General features: G+C 44.1%; 16 protein-coding genes. 4 read left to right on the top strand and 12 right to left on the bottom strand.

The window, feature by feature from the left end:
• The first annotated feature begins 3 nt into the window (after nucleotides 1-3).
• The gene (locus tag PluTT01m_RS09050) at nucleotides 4-1,317 is read left to right on the top strand and encodes an FAD-dependent oxidoreductase (RefSeq protein ID WP_011146025.1); all 1,314 of its coding nucleotides are present in this window, start codon (nucleotides 4-6) and stop codon (nucleotides 1,315-1,317) included.
• 672 nt (nucleotides 1,318-1,989) lie between these two features.
• Here the strand turns inward: PluTT01m_RS09050 and PluTT01m_RS09045 are convergent.
• The 12 genes from PluTT01m_RS09045 to PluTT01m_RS08990 all read right to left on the bottom strand — a co-directional run bounded on the left by PluTT01m_RS09045 (nucleotide 1,990) and on the right by PluTT01m_RS08990 (nucleotide 14,967).
• Nucleotides 1,990-3,087, bottom strand: coding sequence for a type II secretion system F family protein (locus PluTT01m_RS09045; RefSeq protein ID WP_011146024.1), 1,098 nt, complete (start codon nucleotides 3,085-3,087; stop codon nucleotides 1,990-1,992).
• A 6-nt stretch (nucleotides 3,088-3,093) separates the two neighbouring features.
• Nucleotides 3,094-4,656 carry a GspE/PulE family protein gene (locus tag PluTT01m_RS09040; RefSeq protein ID WP_011146023.1) on the bottom strand — a complete coding sequence of 521 codons (1,563 nt, stop codon included), beginning with the start codon at nucleotides 4,654-4,656 and terminating at the stop codon, nucleotides 3,094-3,096.
• Between the two features lie 21 nt (nucleotides 4,657-4,677).
• Complete coding sequence (gene pilP, locus PluTT01m_RS09035) at nucleotides 4,678-5,220, bottom strand: type IV pilus biogenesis protein PilP (RefSeq protein WP_011146022.1); 543 nt, start codon at nucleotides 5,218-5,220, stop codon at nucleotides 4,678-4,680.
• Nucleotides 5,207-6,472, bottom strand: a complete 1,266-nt coding sequence (gene pilO2 / locus PluTT01m_RS09030) for a type IV pilus inner membrane component PilO (protein ID WP_228956764.1) — start codon at nucleotides 6,470-6,472, stop codon at nucleotides 5,207-5,209. The genes pilP and pilO2 overlap by 14 nt, the downstream gene beginning before the upstream one ends.
• 30 nt (nucleotides 6,473-6,502) lie before the next feature.
• Complete coding sequence (gene pilN, locus PluTT01m_RS09025; RefSeq protein WP_011146020.1) at nucleotides 6,503-8,107, bottom strand: PilN family type IVB pilus formation outer membrane protein; 1,605 nt, start codon at nucleotides 8,105-8,107, stop codon at nucleotides 6,503-6,505.
• Nucleotides 8,108-8,111: 4 nt separating this feature from the next.
• The gene (locus PluTT01m_RS09020) at nucleotides 8,112-8,453 is read right to left on the bottom strand and encodes a toxin co-regulated pilus biosynthesis Q family protein (protein WP_011146019.1); all 342 of its coding nucleotides are present in this window, start codon (nucleotides 8,451-8,453) and stop codon (nucleotides 8,112-8,114) included.
• Nucleotides 8,454-8,556: 103 nt separating this feature from the next.
• Entirely contained in the window at nucleotides 8,557-9,081 is a 525-nt protein-coding gene (locus PluTT01m_RS09015; RefSeq protein ID WP_011146017.1) for a hypothetical protein, read from the bottom strand.
• 116 nt (nucleotides 9,082-9,197) lie between these two features.
• Nucleotides 9,198-10,373, bottom strand: coding sequence for a shufflon system plasmid conjugative transfer pilus tip adhesin PilV (pilV, locus tag PluTT01m_RS09010; RefSeq protein WP_011146016.1), 1,176 nt, complete (start codon nucleotides 10,371-10,373; stop codon nucleotides 9,198-9,200).
• A 39-nt stretch (nucleotides 10,374-10,412) separates the two neighbouring features.
• Nucleotides 10,413-11,207 (bottom strand): prepilin peptidase, encoded by a 795-nt coding sequence (locus tag PluTT01m_RS09005; protein ID WP_011146015.1) that lies wholly within the window; start codon nucleotides 11,205-11,207, stop codon nucleotides 10,413-10,415.
• Nucleotides 11,208-11,364: 157 nt separating this feature from the next.
• Nucleotides 11,365-11,937: a type 4 pilus major pilin gene (locus PluTT01m_RS09000; protein WP_011146014.1), complete on the bottom strand. Its 573-nt coding sequence runs from the start codon at nucleotides 11,935-11,937 to the stop codon at nucleotides 11,365-11,367.
• Between the two features lie 677 nt (nucleotides 11,938-12,614).
• Entirely contained in the window at nucleotides 12,615-14,402 is a 1,788-nt protein-coding gene (locus tag PluTT01m_RS08995) for a Hint domain-containing protein (RefSeq protein ID WP_011146013.1), read from the bottom strand.
• A 382-nt stretch (nucleotides 14,403-14,784) separates the two neighbouring features.
• Nucleotides 14,785-14,967 (bottom strand): hypothetical protein, encoded by a 183-nt coding sequence (locus PluTT01m_RS08990; RefSeq protein WP_041380030.1) that lies wholly within the window; start codon nucleotides 14,965-14,967, stop codon nucleotides 14,785-14,787.
• A 120-nt stretch (nucleotides 14,968-15,087) separates the two neighbouring features.
• Between PluTT01m_RS08990 and PluTT01m_RS08985 the strand changes: the two genes are divergently transcribed.
• The 3 genes from PluTT01m_RS08985 to PluTT01m_RS08975 are packed head-to-tail and all read left to right on the top strand — an operon-like array spanning nucleotide 15,088 to nucleotide 18,019.
• On the top strand, nucleotides 15,088-15,537 hold the full coding sequence (locus tag PluTT01m_RS08985; protein ID WP_011146012.1) for a phage tail protein: 450 nt from the start codon (nucleotides 15,088-15,090) through the stop codon (nucleotides 15,535-15,537).
• Nucleotides 15,538-15,551: 14 nt separating this feature from the next.
• Nucleotides 15,552-16,616: a phage tail sheath family protein gene (locus tag PluTT01m_RS08980; RefSeq protein ID WP_011146011.1), complete on the top strand. Its 1,065-nt coding sequence runs from the start codon at nucleotides 15,552-15,554 to the stop codon at nucleotides 16,614-16,616.
• A gap of 11 nt (nucleotides 16,617-16,627) precedes the next feature.
• Complete coding sequence (locus tag PluTT01m_RS08975; RefSeq protein ID WP_011146010.1) at nucleotides 16,628-18,019, top strand: phage tail sheath family protein; 1,392 nt, start codon at nucleotides 16,628-16,630, stop codon at nucleotides 18,017-18,019.
• Nucleotides 18,020-18,057 lie beyond the last annotated feature (38 nt).

Raw genomic sequence — 18,057 nt, 5'->3', positions numbered from 1 at the left:
GAAATGAACGTTGGAATAATTGGCTCAGGGATTGGTGGAGCATGCCTGGCACATGGCTTGCGCAAAAACGGAATAAAGGTGAAAGTCTATGAACGAGGCTCTGCTACATCATCCATACTTCCCGGTTATGGAATTTACGTCGATACATTCGGTCAGCAAGCAATGCAGGAATGCCTCCCAGAAACCAACTGGCTAAGCTTTAAAAAGATTTCAAAGCCTGTTGGTGGACAGACAAGATTCTATGATGAACATCTGCATCTTCTTCTCGCAGCTCAGAGAGATATTTACCAAGAAAATGGGGAAATCATTACCGAGGATCGGATGTCAATTAGCAGATCTGAACTTCTAGAAGTACTCAATGAGGGACTCTCAGATACCGTTCAATGGAACAAAACGTTCGAGCGTTATGAACACATGCCAAGCGGTAAAATCAGGCTTTTTTTCACAGATAAAAGTCACGAAGATGTCGATGTTCTTATCGGTGCAGATGGAAGCAATTCAAAAGTACGCAAGCAGTACCTCCCCGCGATAAAAAGGCTGGATATTGGCGTCACGCTCACCGTTGGACGTGTGCGCCTTACCCAAGCTCTTGCTGACTCATTGCCTCCCTATTTGCTGGATGGTTCGCCCAACAATATTGTGCCGAAAAGCCCCGGTGGATTGTTTGTCTCTCTATGGCGTGCTCCAATCAATACTCAGGTAAAAGCCACATCGACAGAAATTGGCGATTTTGTCATGTGGGCCTATGCAGCAGCAACGAACAGCTATCCGAATACGATTACTGATTTTCCTGCGAAATCTCTGTGTGATCTGATCTGCTCCCGCATTGCTTCATGGGACCCAAACCTGCATACCCTGATTAAACAAAGTGATATGGAAAACCTCTCTGTGATTCCGTTACGCAGTATGGATCACCTCTTACCCTGGCGTTCCAGCGCTGTCACGCTACTTGGTGACGCTATTCACAACATGACGCCAATGGTCGGAATGGGAGCAAACATAGCGCTTCGAGACGCACTTTTGCTCACTCAAACCCTGACTCGGGTAGCATCCGGTCATGAAGATTTAATCAAAGCGATTTCAGATTATGAACAACAAATGCGGACATATGCGAATGAGGCGGTTGAGATTTCATTACGTACCGCGTTAAATGCAGCCGATCGTTCGATGATCAAGAGAATACTATTTCGAACTGTACTTCGGGTTGCACAAACTTTACCGCCAATAAAGCGAGTGCTATTCCCGATAACAAAATCTGCGCAACACCAGGGAAAAATAAAATTAGGTACTACACACTCTTTTAGTAGTACGCAATAAAGAGGCTTTCACTTTACCGCCAGACAACTTGAATAAACGATTAGCAAAGCATTTGCGGTAATATTGCGTCGGCTCAAGAATAGAATTTGGTTTTGGTAAACCAGTGAGAACCTCTTTTTGAAAAATAAAGACTTGATAAGGCAGAATCGATTATTTACCATCGTATCGGCCGGAATATCTTTGTCTAAAAAATATAATAAAAATCCACGCCCGGATTATTTGGTAGGTTTTTGCCAAATTTACAATGGCTTAACCCTATACTATCCGGGCCATAAAAACTTAAGGGAATTATGCGTTTGTAAATCTATTAATTCTGTCATTTATAATATCCAGATAATTAATTGATAATTAATGAAAATAATTAAAAATCAATTATCATTCTTAGCTACAAACATCAATGTTCAGCAATATTTAATCATTTAACCTGGAGTATCATTATCTTAAAAATAACAAACATTCCATTAATAGAATCAGATAATGAATTATAGATAAATTTATTATCATTATTATTCTTATATTTTCATTATTATTTCCGCCACACCTTTGTCATTAAGCGCTCAGAGGATAATCGGCCCGCAAGTTTTTCTTAGCTCATTCAACACATTCTCACGACATGTATCACACGTTTCTAGTTTCCATATCCCGACTGATTTTCATCAGTTAATCCCAACATTAAACAGAGGGCAGAGATAACGACTGCTCAATGGCATTCTCAATGCCAGACACCGCGGTAACCACCAGCATCAACATACCACCGATCATGAGGATCGAAGCGAACAGAAACCCACGCGTCACGATCTGGACTTTAATGATCGTTTCATCCAGCCAGTGCCGGGCGAACTTTGCCATTGATTGATCAAATCCCTGTAACCGCGACAACAGCCGCAGATAACTGATCGCCTCGTTATCAGGAAAACGGTAACCGGTATCGCGCAACGCCTCACCAAAACCGGCTCCCATTGAGATGTGTTCAAGCGTGGCCGCGATACGCACATACAACCAGCGTGAACCCGCCTGTTCCAGCAACAATTCTAACGCAGATTGCAACATCATCCCTGAGCGGATCAACAACGACACATTCAGTATGAACATACTGCCATGAATCGTTCGATACAGTGACCACGGTGGAAACCGGTCAAGCCCCGTTCGCAATCGCCCCCCAAGAAAAGGTAACGATAATGCTACTAATATGAACAATATCACCAGAAATATCAGTGAATAGAGCCCATAGTCATTAACAAATGTCCCCATCAAATATAGGGTATAAGCCGCACCATCCCAGGTTTCTGGCTTAGAAACCGCAGCCAATTTCGGTACCAAACTGCCTGCTACAATGTGCAACAATACACATATCATCCCAATGAGCACCGCAGGATAAATAGATGCACCAATAACCGCACTACGGATCTTACTACCCGCTTCGATCATGGCGATCGCATCCATGAAAGCACTACGTATATCACCGGAGCGCTCACCCGCGGCAATCACCGCCACTTCATTAGGACCAATCCATTGCAGCAAACTCTCTGACAAAGTGCTGCCCTGGCTCACAGATTCATAGCAACTACTCAACACCAACGCATAACCACCATTAGGCTTATGGCCTTCGTCGCTGGCAATATTGTACATTTCACGTAATGCATCAATCAGCATGACACGATTCTCTAGCATCATAATCAGATGCTCATAGAAACGGACCCGCACTTTCTTACTGAACTGTATCTTCGCCATTCGATAATTCAGTCTGGCAACAAAATCGGTCATTGACATAGCGTTTTACTCGATTTGATAGCTCACCGGGACAATCGGCCCCATCACACGCTCTCCGGCACGGGGATCAATCATTCCGTCATTTATTTTGCGAATAAGTGCATCGATCTTACTGATACCGCCCATCTCCATAATCCAATATCGGGTTGCCTCATGATGATGACCGGTTCGATAAGCTTGCATTAAGCCAGGAGAAGTCTGAACCACTTCCGCCACGACGGTTCGGCCCACGGTGCCGCACTGTTTGCAATAGTCACAGCCCTCCCCCTGTAGACAAACCGATTCCGGCTGACAATAAAGATTCAGCCGTTTCAGCAAACGCTCGGAGACTTCTTGCTCATGCCCTTGCAGGGGAACTTTACAATGAGGACATAACACCTGAATCAGCGCTTGGCTGACCAAACCAATCACCAGCCGCGAATCCATTAATAGTGACGCCATCACCGCCTCATCCTGCAAGCGGGGCAAAATCGCTAAAGCATCGTTTGCATGTATCGTGGTCCAAATAAGATGGCCGGTCATGGCGGCTCGGAAAGTCATCTTTGCCGTCACTGCATCGCGTATCTCACCGACCATAATTACATCAGGATCGAGTCGCATTGCATCAGCGATTGCCATTGCCCATTCTTGCTCGATAACCACGCTATCACCCCGATCGCCGGTGATAGGCGATTGATTAGCCCCTTCAATCTCATATTCGGGAGGGTCTTCAAGTGTCAGCAGATGAATGCCGGCCTGCTCGGTTATCATCTTCTGCATCACGACTTTCAAAGTGGTGCTCTTGCCGCTACCCGTCGCGCCGGATAGCAGCACCACACCGGCCCGATGGTCCATCAGCTCTTCCAATATCTGACACTGTTCCGGCAAATAGCCAAGATCGCTTAGGGTGCACACGGTACCGGGGCTATCCGCGTACAGCAATCGCAACACCATTAACATGCCACGATCAAGGGGACGTGTGTTAATCCGTGCCCCAGAAAGCCCGCACTCGGCAAGAAATTCATCCTTCATTCGCGCACGCTGTGCTTGCATCGGCTTAAACGTCGGCTCCGCCACATCACACATACTTTGGTAAATCGTCGCACACAGCCGCAATCCTTCCTCCGGGCGCAACTGTCCTACTGGCCGTAAATAACCATCAATACGGCAACGGATCTCACAATAATTATGACGAGCGACAATATGTAAATCCGACGCGCGTTCCTCAGTGGCTTCGCCAATTAAGCGAATGATATAACGCTGAACATCGGATTCCGTTCCGCCTAATCCATGACTATGATTGTGGCTTTTGTTAAGACGGTATAATTCCAATATGCTCCCCATTCCACAGGTGACAATCTGATAGATGAAACCGTGTCTTTTAACCGTTTCCTCATAGGCCAGCACATGGGGATCAAGGCGATGGGAAGCAGACACCGCCAGCACACACTGCCCCTTTTGCAGAGGCAACTCAATCAGACAGATCAAACTACGGTTCGCTAACTCGATTTCAAGTGCACCGCTCAGGGCGGATAAAACTTTTGCGCCCTGCCTGACCATACACAGCAGATCGGAGCTTGTTATTTCCATAGGAAACCGCCTACTCAGCAATTAACGACTTAACGGCAACGGTGGCGCTACCATAAAATCAAGACTATCCAACAACGATGCATCGTTAGTTGCGGTAAGGCCCACGTCATAGCATCGTCCTTGTTTAGCAAAAGTCACCACCCCCGTATTAATGCGGATCACCTTATAACCATTCGGTAACCAATCACCCGCTTTCACATCCATAATGCCCCCCAAACGAAACCGGAGCGTGGCAATCAACCCACCGTTACGTCCAAAGATTGACTTAACTAAAGGCAAATCGTTATTAACAGCACTGCCTCTATTCACGATTCTGGAAATTTTATCGAGTTCAGCCTGCGCATTTGCCCTTGCAGTTTCGGCTCTAAGTAACATCAAATCTGTCTGTAATTTCTCCAACTGCGCCGCAACGCTATTGTTCGCCGTCACCTCTGACAATACCGGTTTCTGTGCAACAGGTTTCGCCTGAATTGCTGAACGCTCAGTGGATGATACTTGTGCATATGCCAACGAAAATACCGGCACCATCAACAGACTGATCATAAACTGACTAATTTTTTGCATAGAAAACTCCATTGAGTTCCCACTGAGGAAAACCATCAGCTAACACCACTTTGGCACTAGTGACCCTCAATCCAGGAAAAGGCTTACCTGAAAACAAAGCATCTGGAGGTAACTGAGAAGAGAGCGTCCAACTATAAGTCTGCCAATCGGGATTGGCCCACACCTGTGTCTCTCCCTCTGCTCTGGGAGGCGGTGGTGGTGGCAAAACGGAAGCACTCTCAGTCAAAACCGGAGGGGGCAAATCTAGCGCCTGAAAATAAGAGATCAATTCAATCAACGCCTGATCGGACGACTGCAATACATCATCATTATCTGCCTGATCCTCACTCTGCTGCTCAATCGGTATCAATACCTGTGCCTGTTCTCCCCCATTGGAGATCACCGGACCAGCCCGGAAAATATTGATGGCAGCAACCTGAAAAATATTGATCGGCATGCCTTCATGACGTTGATAACTCACGGAAACTGTATCAGTATCCAAACTTATCGATTCAACCTGCCAACCTGCCAGCGACAAGGGCACTCTGGCTAACACTCTCTTCCATATAGAGAATTGCCGTGCCATTTGCGGTTGTGCAAGCCACGGATGCGGTGGTAGGGTTTCCACCACCTCACGGGGTAAATCCGGCACTTCCACCACCCTATTCTGCTTATAGGTATGCCACATCCACCAACCGCCCCCCAACAAAAGTGTTAAACCGGTGGTCATGGCAAAGAGCTTAATTTGATACTTCGACATTTCACCGGTTAAACTTTCTAGCTGACCGACAGACTTTTTCAATATCGATTTCGATAATAGCTGCTCTAATGGCATCTCCGGCCACAGCGATTCAAACTCCTTCGGTGCATAGATGGCATGCCACACCCCATTAGCGTCCTCTACTAACTGTACCGTCTCACGCAACTTCGTCTCGATCTCTTCGCGCGTTCCGATCAAATCACGTCCAGCCATGATTGCACCCTGATGTACTGCCACTAACGCATAACACGCATCAGACAAACGAAACGCGCCGATCCAGTTAGATTTATCCACCACTTTAGCCAAAACAGCAGCCAATGAATAATAACCGGGTTCTCCTGCCTCCTTCGGCGCATAACCAACCTGAACACCTCGTCCAACACGATGGCGAACGGCCAGGGTAAACCCCGCTGCAATCCCATTTCTGCGCATGTTAGCCCGCGCCAGTACAGCTACCGGTGGCCGCCAGATGATGCCAGCCACCAGAGTCTTACCATATAACTTGATTTGCATGACATGCTCCACGCCTATTTCGGTCATCTTTTAATCTACCACTATAGGCGTAATCATGACCACGATCACATTATGATTCCTTTTACCCTGACGGCTCCCTCCCAAGAGCTGATTATCCGGGCTACCTAAACCACTGCGATCACTGGTATCTGACTGTTGCTCGAACCCTGATAACACCAGCGTTTCACCTGAATGCAGCCGCACCTTCTGACTGAATGCGCGTAAATCTATCGTCGGCAACTGCACCTGACCGGTCTCTTCCTTGCCAAATTTCTCCAGCCTCTTTAAATCGCTCAAGCTAATGTTGTACTGCAACAATATTTGCTTATCAGCCATAGCATAAGGCAGCATCAACATATTAAAACCCGTCGTCACTGTTGCGGGCTCAATCCCCACCGAAGTACCGACTTGTGGCGTTGAAGTATTGGAAATGGATGCAACATAACCGGTCTGAGTTGCCACCTGCATCGGTACTGCCTGCAAATTCAACGTAGTCACCGAAGGTTGCGTCACTATGGATACTTTGCCTTGCGCTGATAACGCCTTAATTAGCAAAGTGCTGTCACTGAATGGTCCTTTGAGGATATGAATATTGGTACTGACTCCGCCGTCATCAATAACACTATTCCCACTCTCATTACTCAATCCTATACGAGCACTTTTATAAGCTAGCGACCAATCGACACCATACTGATCAGCACGATCGAAAGTCAGATTCAGGATCTTGACATTAAGCACCACCTGCGTGGTCAGCAATTTATTCTGTTGATCAATGTAATCCTTAATCCTATCGAGTACTTCGGGCGAATCGGTTACCGCCAGCGATGCTGTCGCCATTGATAGCGTTAGCTTACCTTCCCCCGGCGTCAGCATGGCTGATACCGTTTTTTGGATCTCATCCATCACCGAACGGGTCAAAGAAGTTGCCAGGGTTTGAGTACTACCGCTATTACCACTATCGCCCTCACTTACGCCACTGCCGAACGTCGCACTCGTCGTCGCGGTCACGCTGGAAGACAATGCATCCGTACCCGGCAATGCATATATTTGAAACACCCGCGTCTCTGTTTTGAAAATATGCACTGCACCATTATGTACTTTCCAATGCAAACCGGACGACGAAACAACCGAATCGAGCAACCCCACTAGCGATCCATGCCAATTCACATGAATTTTCAACACTTCCGGCTCCCCCTCTCCAGATACCGGCGGTGTGCCTGAATTGACCACCACAACACCTCGTTCACTCCCTCTTTCACCCGATGCCGAACCGGGATAGACAGCAAGCCGGGCATCGGCGCTGATCACCACCGGTACACCGCAAATACGTTTGATCTTATCTGCAAACTCACCCAAGGTAATTGGCTCAGCTTCCTCAAGGGTCAACCGGCAAGAGACGGTTTCACTCTCCTTCTTCGAGGGGATCTCCTTAGTTGACACCCAATAACCATGTTCATGCACATGTACCGACATTGCGGCGGCACTATTACGTAATCCTTTAATAATCTCAGTCGCTTGCGCCATCTCGGTATCTGCCTGCTGATCGACCTTCTCGATTGCTGCACAACCTGACAGTCCAGCGGCTACGCAGGGCAACAACAACCATCTGTAAAACGTCAAAAACTGAATAGCCATGTTATTACCCCTGAGCCTGTACATGGACAAGCCGCTGTTCCTGATAAATATCGACGCTGAAAGGACGATTCGCCATTGTGTAAGCGTCGAACAACGCACTCACCGCCTGAATGAACGTGCCACTGAAACGCAGATTAGCCCGGATCGGAAAATCATAGGAGGCATCCCACACCACCTCATAACCGGACCTACTGGCCCACACTTGTATAACATCACGCAGCGTTTGCCCCGACGTTGCTGTCCACACTACCGCCAGAGGAACCGATGTTGGCACTGGTGTGGCGTAAACGGCGACATTTGACAGAGAGACAAGCGCCATAAAAACAGATGCGATTAATTTATTCATCGATCTTTCTCCAAAGGAAAATCAGCAGCCAAACAACCCATTAATGGGTCAGTCACCCAAAGAAAGCCCGCTTGCGGAATAGCAACCACAATATTTCCACCAGCTACAATATTTCCACCAGCGCCCCGTCAGAAACAAATTCCCGAACATCACCCGGTAATCGTCTGGCAAGTTGGTTTTCTATGCGTTTTCCTTTGCCATCGATAAGCCAAGAGCCACGCTTGAAACCGATTTGATCGGGTTCTGCTCCCCATCTCAGCAATTCCGCGAAAGCCCCGTGCAACAACACATTGTCACCGGCACTGATATTTTTGCGGAAAATATAGACATGAGCCCCTGAAATAAATCCCCCCCAGAGACATTGACTGGAAAAATTGTCACACCAAGCATCGGTGTTTACCCACTCCATATGCAAAGTGGTTAATGCCTGCTGCATATTCCGACGCCTGACCTTTCCTTGAGCATGATGATCAAGTAATTGCACACCGGCTGAAGCATAACTACGAAACAGCGCTGCGACATCGGTCCTGGCACGCACTGACTGCACACGCACTTCATGCAACAACTGACCAAAAATCAATTGCATAAAAAACACAACGACAACGCTAACAATCGCTAATGGCCACATTCTCGTTCTCCTGCAAATTTAAAAACGTAAAAATCCACCCACCAGAAAAATCAACATTGAACACAGCCAATCATCCGTTCCCTATACCCTGTATTCCGTACTCTATTTTCCGTCCTCTATCTTTCCATACTCCGTCCTCTGCCTTCTGTCCTCTGCCCTGCGGCATCTTTCCATTGCAAAATTGGGATACCAAAACCCGCATGCTGGCAAATCAACAACTCTCCCTGTTTACTCATGGATACACTACCTAACGCTGGACATCCCCCACCGGCAAAACTGCCTGTTTTCGTACTTATCACCAAGTTATTACCAACAACCACGTTTTTATCTGCATGAACATCACCGGCAGCCAAGGTGCCTTTCCTCGCGGGATTAGCATTACCATCCAAAATAAACAACGTGCCATGTGTTGGATTAACAACCATTGCACCATCATTACCTTGCGCGATATAAGATTGTTTTTGCTGAAAACGGGAAGCGAAAGCGACCTTATTCACCCCCTCAACCATACCGGTTCCTTGCATCGACAGCGTATCGACCTGATCAAGGCGATTGCCACTCATGTTGATGCTGGTCTCCATCTTATTCCACTCTGGATGCCCATCTATTTTTTGCCGATGAAGCAAATCACCGGCCAAAGTACCGGGACCATAAGTTGATGCATCTCTAACAAATGGGGCGTAAAAAATACGCCCAATTTCAGTAGGTTGTTGATTGAAAAAACCGGCAAAAGATTTCGGTACATTGACCTGACCATAACTGTTCCAATAAGTGACTGGATTGTTACTGTCACGATCTTGGTAATCGAGATAGAGGCCGCCAACGCCAATCAATTGCACGATTTTCATTGCATGTTCCGCCACATCCGGCTGTTTTCCGCCTTCTATTGCTGGAACGGTATAAATCAGCGGATCGATGCGTTTTTTGCCATTAGGCAGCACAACGACACGTAATACGCCATCATATTTCTGACCAAGCGGATTGACCGTATTTTGATCCAATCCGGGTGGCAAATAAGGGCGCATCTCCGCCCAATGGATTGGTGCCGACGTGGGCCCATGAGTTAAAGCGGTGTAATTATTATTGACATAATCCACCACGGCATCGCCGAGGTGCTGGATTTGCCCGGCTACCACCTGATTTACCAACATGTCACTCTGCCTATTCAGATAAATCACACCAACCACCATCATTGACGCCAGTACCATGAGTGCAATCGTCACTTCCAACAGAGTGAAACCGGCATTACGGCGGCGTATCATCAATACAGATACAGACTTACCATCATGCATAAACAGCCCTTCTTATTTATAAAGCAGCACCACGGCTAGCTACCGATGACAAAGCGCGACAATTAATCCAGCCACTGCCAGACCCGGCCCGAAAGGTATCTGTGGTGTTTTAATTCTGCGTAACCACCGCATTGCCAGATAACTTACCAGCGTGAACTCCACCGCCAGCAAAATCACAACTGGAAGCGCTTCCAACCCCAGCCAGGCACCGAGCGCCGCCAGAAACTTGGCATCTCCCATGCCTAATGCATCGCGCCGAGTCAATCGCCGGGCGATCCACTCAACCAGCCGGAAAAACAGATACCCACAAACTGCGCCAACGACAGCCAAAGGCAGCGCGACAAAACCGGCGGATGGCAAATTAAACAGCAACCCTAGCCATAACAAAGAAAGTGTCAGTTGATCGGGCAGCAGCAGATATTCGAAATCGACTACTGCCAGTACGACCAACATCGAACTGAGCACTAAAAACCCCAACAACGAATAACTCCACCCCAACTCCAAAGCCAGTAAGGAAAAGAGCACCGCTACTGCGCCTTCAACCAGTGGATAACGTATAGAAATCACACCTTTACAGTATCGACAGAGCCCTTTTTGGTGCAAATAGCTCAACAGGGGAATAATATCGCGGGCCGCTAACACGTGGCTGCAACGTGGACAATGGGAACGGGGAAAACAGAGATTAAAGCTGGCAACCTCATTATTGATTTCAGAGAAAATCATCATCGGCAGGCGACAGATCACCACATTAAGAAAACTTCCGACGCACAACCCTAGCAACCCTGATGCCAGCACCAAACACCCAGTAGAAGATTGCAACCACCCTATCATCATGATGATCTCCCGGCAGATTCAGCACACAACGATTGGATAAGGGAAACAACAACAGAACCAGAGAAACCAGCTACTTCCCTCACCAAGAAAATGCAGCTTGAAAAGCCTTCACTAAGCTTGCCAAGCCACACGTCATATCAAGACATCAATCAACGTCCTAACTGGCAGAAACCAGCGTCACGGTATTCGCATCATTGGCATTACATGCCGCTTCAATTTGCGCCAAAGTCGAATCTGATTTAATTTCCGTGGCTGACTGTTGCCCTTTCCCACCTCCACCACCCACGGTCATTTTCGACCAACCCGCCACTCGCAATTTCAGCGAAAGTTGCTGGCAAGCCTCATCAGGCACATTTTGATACTCAATCTTAAAAGTCTGAGCGGTGGTATCTCCCGGAGAAATGGTTACCTTGCCATTCCAACTATTAAAAATAATCCCGGACTTACCATCCTGAGTCATATTGGTCGGCACCACTTTGTAATTAATAGCAATTTTGTTATCCAAACTGTCATAGCCTTTGGCACCATTTTTAATTGACTTCAAATTTGCGGCCATCTGAGTAATATTCGACGATTCGGTTGAGATTTCCGAAGCCCGAAACAACTTACCAATCCCCGCGGCGGCGGCGGCTAATATCACAATACCAACAATCATCACAACTAATGCTTCAATCAGCGTAAAACCTAATTGACGCTTGGCACCACGCAATACATTGACTTTCTTATTCATGCTGATAACTCCAAAATCGAAAAATAGATGTGTTACAACTCGTTATTAAGAACTTTTGCCGATGAATCACTCACATACTTACAAAAGAAATAAAACATTTACGTTATGATTTCGTTGATAAAAATATTTATAAAACTTTAATGTTTCATTATGAAATTAATACTATAAGTTATCATTTAGAAAATAAAATTGTTTAAATCGTTCAAAAATCACGCAATTGATCGATAAAAACTATCAAATTTATTAATTTAGATCGCAAACATCGATTAAAACTAATGATACAGCTCATTAAAAAATCAATGGATTTTATTCTGCCAATCAGCGGAAAATAACAATTGATAAATATTTTTTATATATAAAATTAGCTTGTTGTTAAGACTTACTGTTGTACCAAGCTGTCACAGATCACATTTTCGTAAAAATAGGACATACAACAGCGTTCTTTGCTAAAGAAAAACACCTTTCAATAACCAAGGCTTTTTTAAATGCCGACAAAGAATTTTTGCTAGTTATTTATTGAGAAAGGAATAGAGAATTTAAGCTTCAATGAAACAAAATCAACTCTAAGCCGATATCTTAAATCGGAGAGTGTGGTTCTTTGACTTGACAAAACTATAATAAGTAAAAAACCACCTCCATTAGGAGGTGGTGCAGTTTAATACTGACAATTAAAAAGATCAATTTGCTATCGATACCTTTCTTTGCAGGTTATTATCACCGACTAAAATGCCGCCAGCAAAAAGCAAAGCATCTTCAAGTAACAATTCACTTTTATCATCTGTTTTTTCTAACACGAAATTATATACGTTTAATGGATCAGTGTTTCTTAATTTAACTGAGCTAAGGGTAGTTTGACCATCACGTGTATATATTGTATCACCGATCTTAAGTTCATCAGCTTTGACTATTCCTCGTAATGTTGCAACAGGATGCGTTGGAGTCAGTGAAACTTTTTCATCGTTATTATAAATTAAATCAACAAATTCAGTATCGTGACCTACAATACGGCTTTTCACTTGTAATACACCACCTTGCTTTGTTAGAACTTTATCGCCTGAACGTATATCTTCAACCTTCTTCTTAGAACCATCAGCCATATCTATTAATGTACCTTCAGCAATACAACCATATTGGATGTTAATGGGTGGGTAAATGAATTGTAAATCAGACGGAGTACTTCCGCCCTTATTAGTATAAGTGAATTGAATAGGATATGCTTGCTTATCAGTCTCATCAGGAGTTGTGAGAATACTAGCCTGTAAATCCAATACATACCTCTCGTTATTCTTCCAGCATATTGACCCAAAATTAGCGTAACCTGAGCCTTTGGAGAAATCCCATGTCAATCTTTTACCGCTTTCATCAACCGTCACATGTTCCCAAAATATATTTTTATCAATTTCTCTTGCTTTACATCCACCACCAGTATCAAGGCCAACCAGCGTCAAATCCGCGCCTATTGGTAATCTCTTGGTTCCCTTAGGCTTTCTATTCTCATCAATCAGGATATAGTCATCGAATTCAACACTGCCAATGATTTCCATGTTGATATGTGTATTACTATATGGTATCTCTGGCGTCATTGGACCATAATCGCAAGCATCGGGAGCTCCGCGTTCAGGATTTGATCTATTTAAGCAAACGATTATTGGGCGCATATGCTGTAAATACTCCTTATAACCAGGGTCCGTGTTACATATCTTCTTTTTTACATAATCAGGTGCATTAGGTGACGTGTTACACATCTCTTTTGGAACATCGTCGAAATAAAGTATATTTGATTTCATGATAATTGGCCCGTCACTGAGACTTATTCCATTTATTTTTCCCTGATATGTTGCAACAGCGATAACAGAAGATTGATTAGGATTATTAATACCATCAAGTATATCTTCTTCAGAAACGGCTTCCGTTGTATGGCTCCGTACTTCCTTACCCTCTATACTGCTTGAACCTGATGCGATTACCTGTCTAGATTTTTTATCTTTATCAAGTGCAAAAACCACAAGTGAGTCTTGGAACGATGAAGGAAGGGAAGGATCAGGATAGTAAAGAGAATTAAAAACTGTAGCTGAAATTGATTTATAATCTTTAGAAGGTATGATTACAGGCTGCCCGAAAAAATTCTCAGGATCTTTATTCGAGCGATGTATTTCAAGCGATTTCCCACTCTTAATCAGTGCATGTTGCTTTGCTTTTATCGTCTCAATATCTTTAAAAACATCAGGATGCTTCTGTTCAGTAATACCACTGTAGCGTAACAGTGCTCTATAGCCCCCCTCATGTGAAGGAATAGTTAAATTGATCACTTTAGGTTTATTAGGTGTCTTAATGCTTTCTAAAAGTTCAGATATAGCCTTATTATCCTCTATAGATAACGTATCCAGTTTCGTATCAGCAAGGCATGAGATTATAGGGGTGAGCAGTATGGTAAAAAAAATAAATATTCTTTTGTATAGAGTCATAATTTTTCCTATGAAGTAATAAAAATTTCTTAAGTCAGAAACATTACACAAACTTTATTTAAAATCGCTATTTATTGAACTTAACTGATAGGTAACTATTAATATTATCTCTTGAAATTATTAATTAAAGGGAAAGTATATTAAAACCAAAACCACATATATAATTAATAGTCACTTATAATAAAACATCAAGATTTTTATATTTTCTTTCTTTATGAAAAATTTTTAGCGTAAATATCTACTGGGATGTGTATTCAAACATTGAGTAAGTGTTATTAACTTTAAGCACAGCAGACATCCCAATAAAAGTTTACTCCAGATAATTAACTCATCATAAATTTCTTCCTTCATAGTGAAATAAAAAAGTCACAGGTACTTAATATCACCCACTGTTTTCAATAATCAGACTTAATCTATTCCAAACTAAAATAATGAAAAACTTGCTATGAGCATATAAAAATGTCGGTTCTGTAACATTATTAAAAAATCCATCTTGAATCACTTTATTAATTAATGATAAGAATAAAATAAAAATTATTTCCACAAACCAAAAAATATCCATCATGAATAATAACCTTTAAAAATCAGGTTATTGCGGTAGCCATACCCATATTTTCAATGCTAGTAAAAAAACGATAGAGCTTTTCTTAGATTTTAAACATCAATAACTAATAAAGGAAGAATCATGGCTATAACTCCAGAACAAATCGCTGTTGAATATCCCATTCCTACTTATCGGTTTGTTGTTTCAGTCGGTGACGAACAAATCCCATTTAACAACGTTTCCGGGCTTGATGTTCATTATGATGTCATCGAATATAAAGATGGCATCGGTAATTACTATAAAATGCCGGGCCAACGTCAATCGATCAATATTACCCTGCGTAAGGGGGTCTTCCCTGGCGACACCAAACTGTTTGACTGGATTAATTCTATTCAACTTAATCAAGTTGAGAAGAAAGATATTGCAATTAGCCTGACCAATGAAGCTGGCACCGAAATCTTAATGACCTGGAACGTGGCGAATGCATTCCCAACGTCATTCACCTCCCCCTCTTTTGATGCCACCAGCAATGAAATCGCTGTTCAGGAAATAGCACTGACAGCAGATCGTGTAACCATTCAAGCAGCTTAATAAGGAGAGATTTTATGACCACAATAACAACCTACCCCGGTGTTTATATTGAAGAAGACGCTTCGCTGTCACTCTCCGTTAGTTCCAGTGCAACAGCAGTGCCTGTTTTTGCTGTCGCAGGTGACAATCCATTAATATCAGGTAAACCCTATATTCGCATTAGTAACTGGCTGGAATATCTGACACTAAAAAATGAACAATTTGATCCTGCCAATACACTTGATATCTCACTGCGCGCTTATTTTATTAACGGTGGTGGATATTGCTATCTGGTCCAAACCACAGATTTAGAAAAACAAGTTCCAAAGCTGGATGATGTCACATTGCTGGTTGCTGCCGGAGAGAATATTACTACTGCTGTAAGTACACTTTGCAAACCGGGCAAAGGTTTATTTGCTATTTTTGATGGTCCTACCACAGAGTTAAAATCCGATGGCACATCCAACAGCGATTATGACCCAAATCCTTTTGCTGCCGTTTACTACCCCTGGTTAACCGCCGATTGGACTACTACTATCGATATTCCCCCAAGTGCTGCTATTGCTGGTGTCTATTGCTCTGTCGATAGCACCCGTGGCGTGTGGAAAGCACCGGCTAATGTCCCTATTCAAGGGGGATTACAACCTAAATATCCGGTAACCGATGACCTGCAAGCACAATACAACCAAGGTAAAGCACTAAATATGATCCGCACCTTTCCTAAGAGCGGCACACTGGTATGGGGCGCTCGTACTCTTGAGGACAACGATAACTGGCGTTATATCCCTGTTCGACGCCTGTTTAACAGCGCGGAACGGGACATTAAAAACGCCATGAGCTTCGCGGTGTTTGAACCCAACAGCCAACCAACTTGGGAACGGGTACGCAGTGCCGTCAATAACTATCTGTATAGTTTGTGGCAGCAAGGTGGTTTAGCGGGAAATAAACCAGATGACGCTTACTTTGTTCAAATTGGCAAAGATATCACCATGACCGATGACGATATCAAACAGGGAAAAATGATCATCAAAATCGGTATGGCAGCGGTTCGTCCAGCAGAGTTCATTATCTTGCAGTTTACACAGAACACCGCTCAATAATTGGAGGCAACATGCCAACAATACCAACTTATCCTGGTGTCTATATTGAAGAAGATGCGTCATTAAACCTTTCTGTTAATCAGGGGAACACGGCAATACCCGTTTTTATTGGCTTGTTTTCGCCAAAAAACACCAACCTAAAATCACAAGTAACACGCGTTAATAGCTGGCTGGATTTTACTAATCTGTTCAATGCGGGTTGTATTGCACCAATCACAATTAAATCAACAAAACGGGCTTCAATGCCTGCCCCAACTCTTTTAGAGAACGTTAAAGGTGATACAGCAGTTGTTGCTACTCCTGGTATCTCTGTTGATGCAGACAATAAAGATCCCACTTACACTTACAAGGTAATAGTTAACTACACGACCAGTAGTGATGCCCTAAAACTTTATTTCCAAAATGGTGGCGGGCCTTGTTATATCCTGCCACAACTAGATAGGTTAACTCAGGGATTTCTGGACTCAATCCCTGAGTTAATTAAGCAGGCTTTAGAAATTACCTTGATCGTCTGCCCTGAATGGGATTCTGGTTACCAGAGCAAAATATATAACAGTCTGACATCTTCATTATTAAATGCCGGCTATTTCCTTATCGCTGACAACCAGGATAAAAACACTGCACTCATTACTGAAGTAGCATCACAAACTGCGACGTATTATCCGGCAGTTAAAGTCTCACAACTTATCCAAGCAGAAGATAGCCAGATAGCAGTATCAGGTTATGAAGATGCAAAAACAAAATCCGATGAAGTCAAAAACCTGGCGCAACTCAAAGAGAAAAACCCAACTGTCTACCAACAAGCGGTTCAAGCAATACAGGACGAAATAGCCGCCAACGGCAACATCATTCCTGTCAGTGCTGTCATGGCTGGCATATATTGTGCCACTGATGCCAGCCGTGGCGTCTGGAAAGCGCCAGCTAATGTTGTACTGAGTGGGATCAGTGATGTGGCCGAACGGCTTACTGATGATGAACAAGGAGAGATGAATTCCAAAGGCATCAACGCTATTCGCTATTTCAGCCACAAAGGTTTTGTCGTATGGGGCGCTCGTACTCTGCAAAACGATGACAACTGGCGTTACATTCCCGTTAGGCGTCTCTTTAATGCGGCAGAACGGGATATCAAGCAGGCCATGCAATCCGTTGTCTTTGAACCCAATAGCCAACCCACCTGGGAACGCGTGAAGTCAGCCATTGACAACTATCTTTATTCCTTATGGCAACAAGGGGCATTAGCGGGAAATAAACCTCAAGAAGCCTACTTCGTTCAGATAGGTAAAGATGTCACCATGTCTGACGACGACATTAAACAAGGGAAAATGATTGTCAAAGTGGGCATGGCCGCGGTACGTCCAGCTGAATTTATTATCCTTCAGTTTTCACAACAGGTAGCACAGTAATCGTACTGAGGCGCGGTTAAACACCGCGTCTATTCAGT

Origin of the sequence: Photorhabdus laumondii subsp. laumondii, from assembly GCF_003343245.1 — a bacterium.
GTDB lineage: Bacteria > Pseudomonadota > Gammaproteobacteria > Enterobacterales > Enterobacteriaceae > Photorhabdus > Photorhabdus laumondii.
The sequence above is the reverse complement of the archived record's forward strand: the minus strand, read 5'-3'. Positions and strand labels throughout refer to the sequence as shown.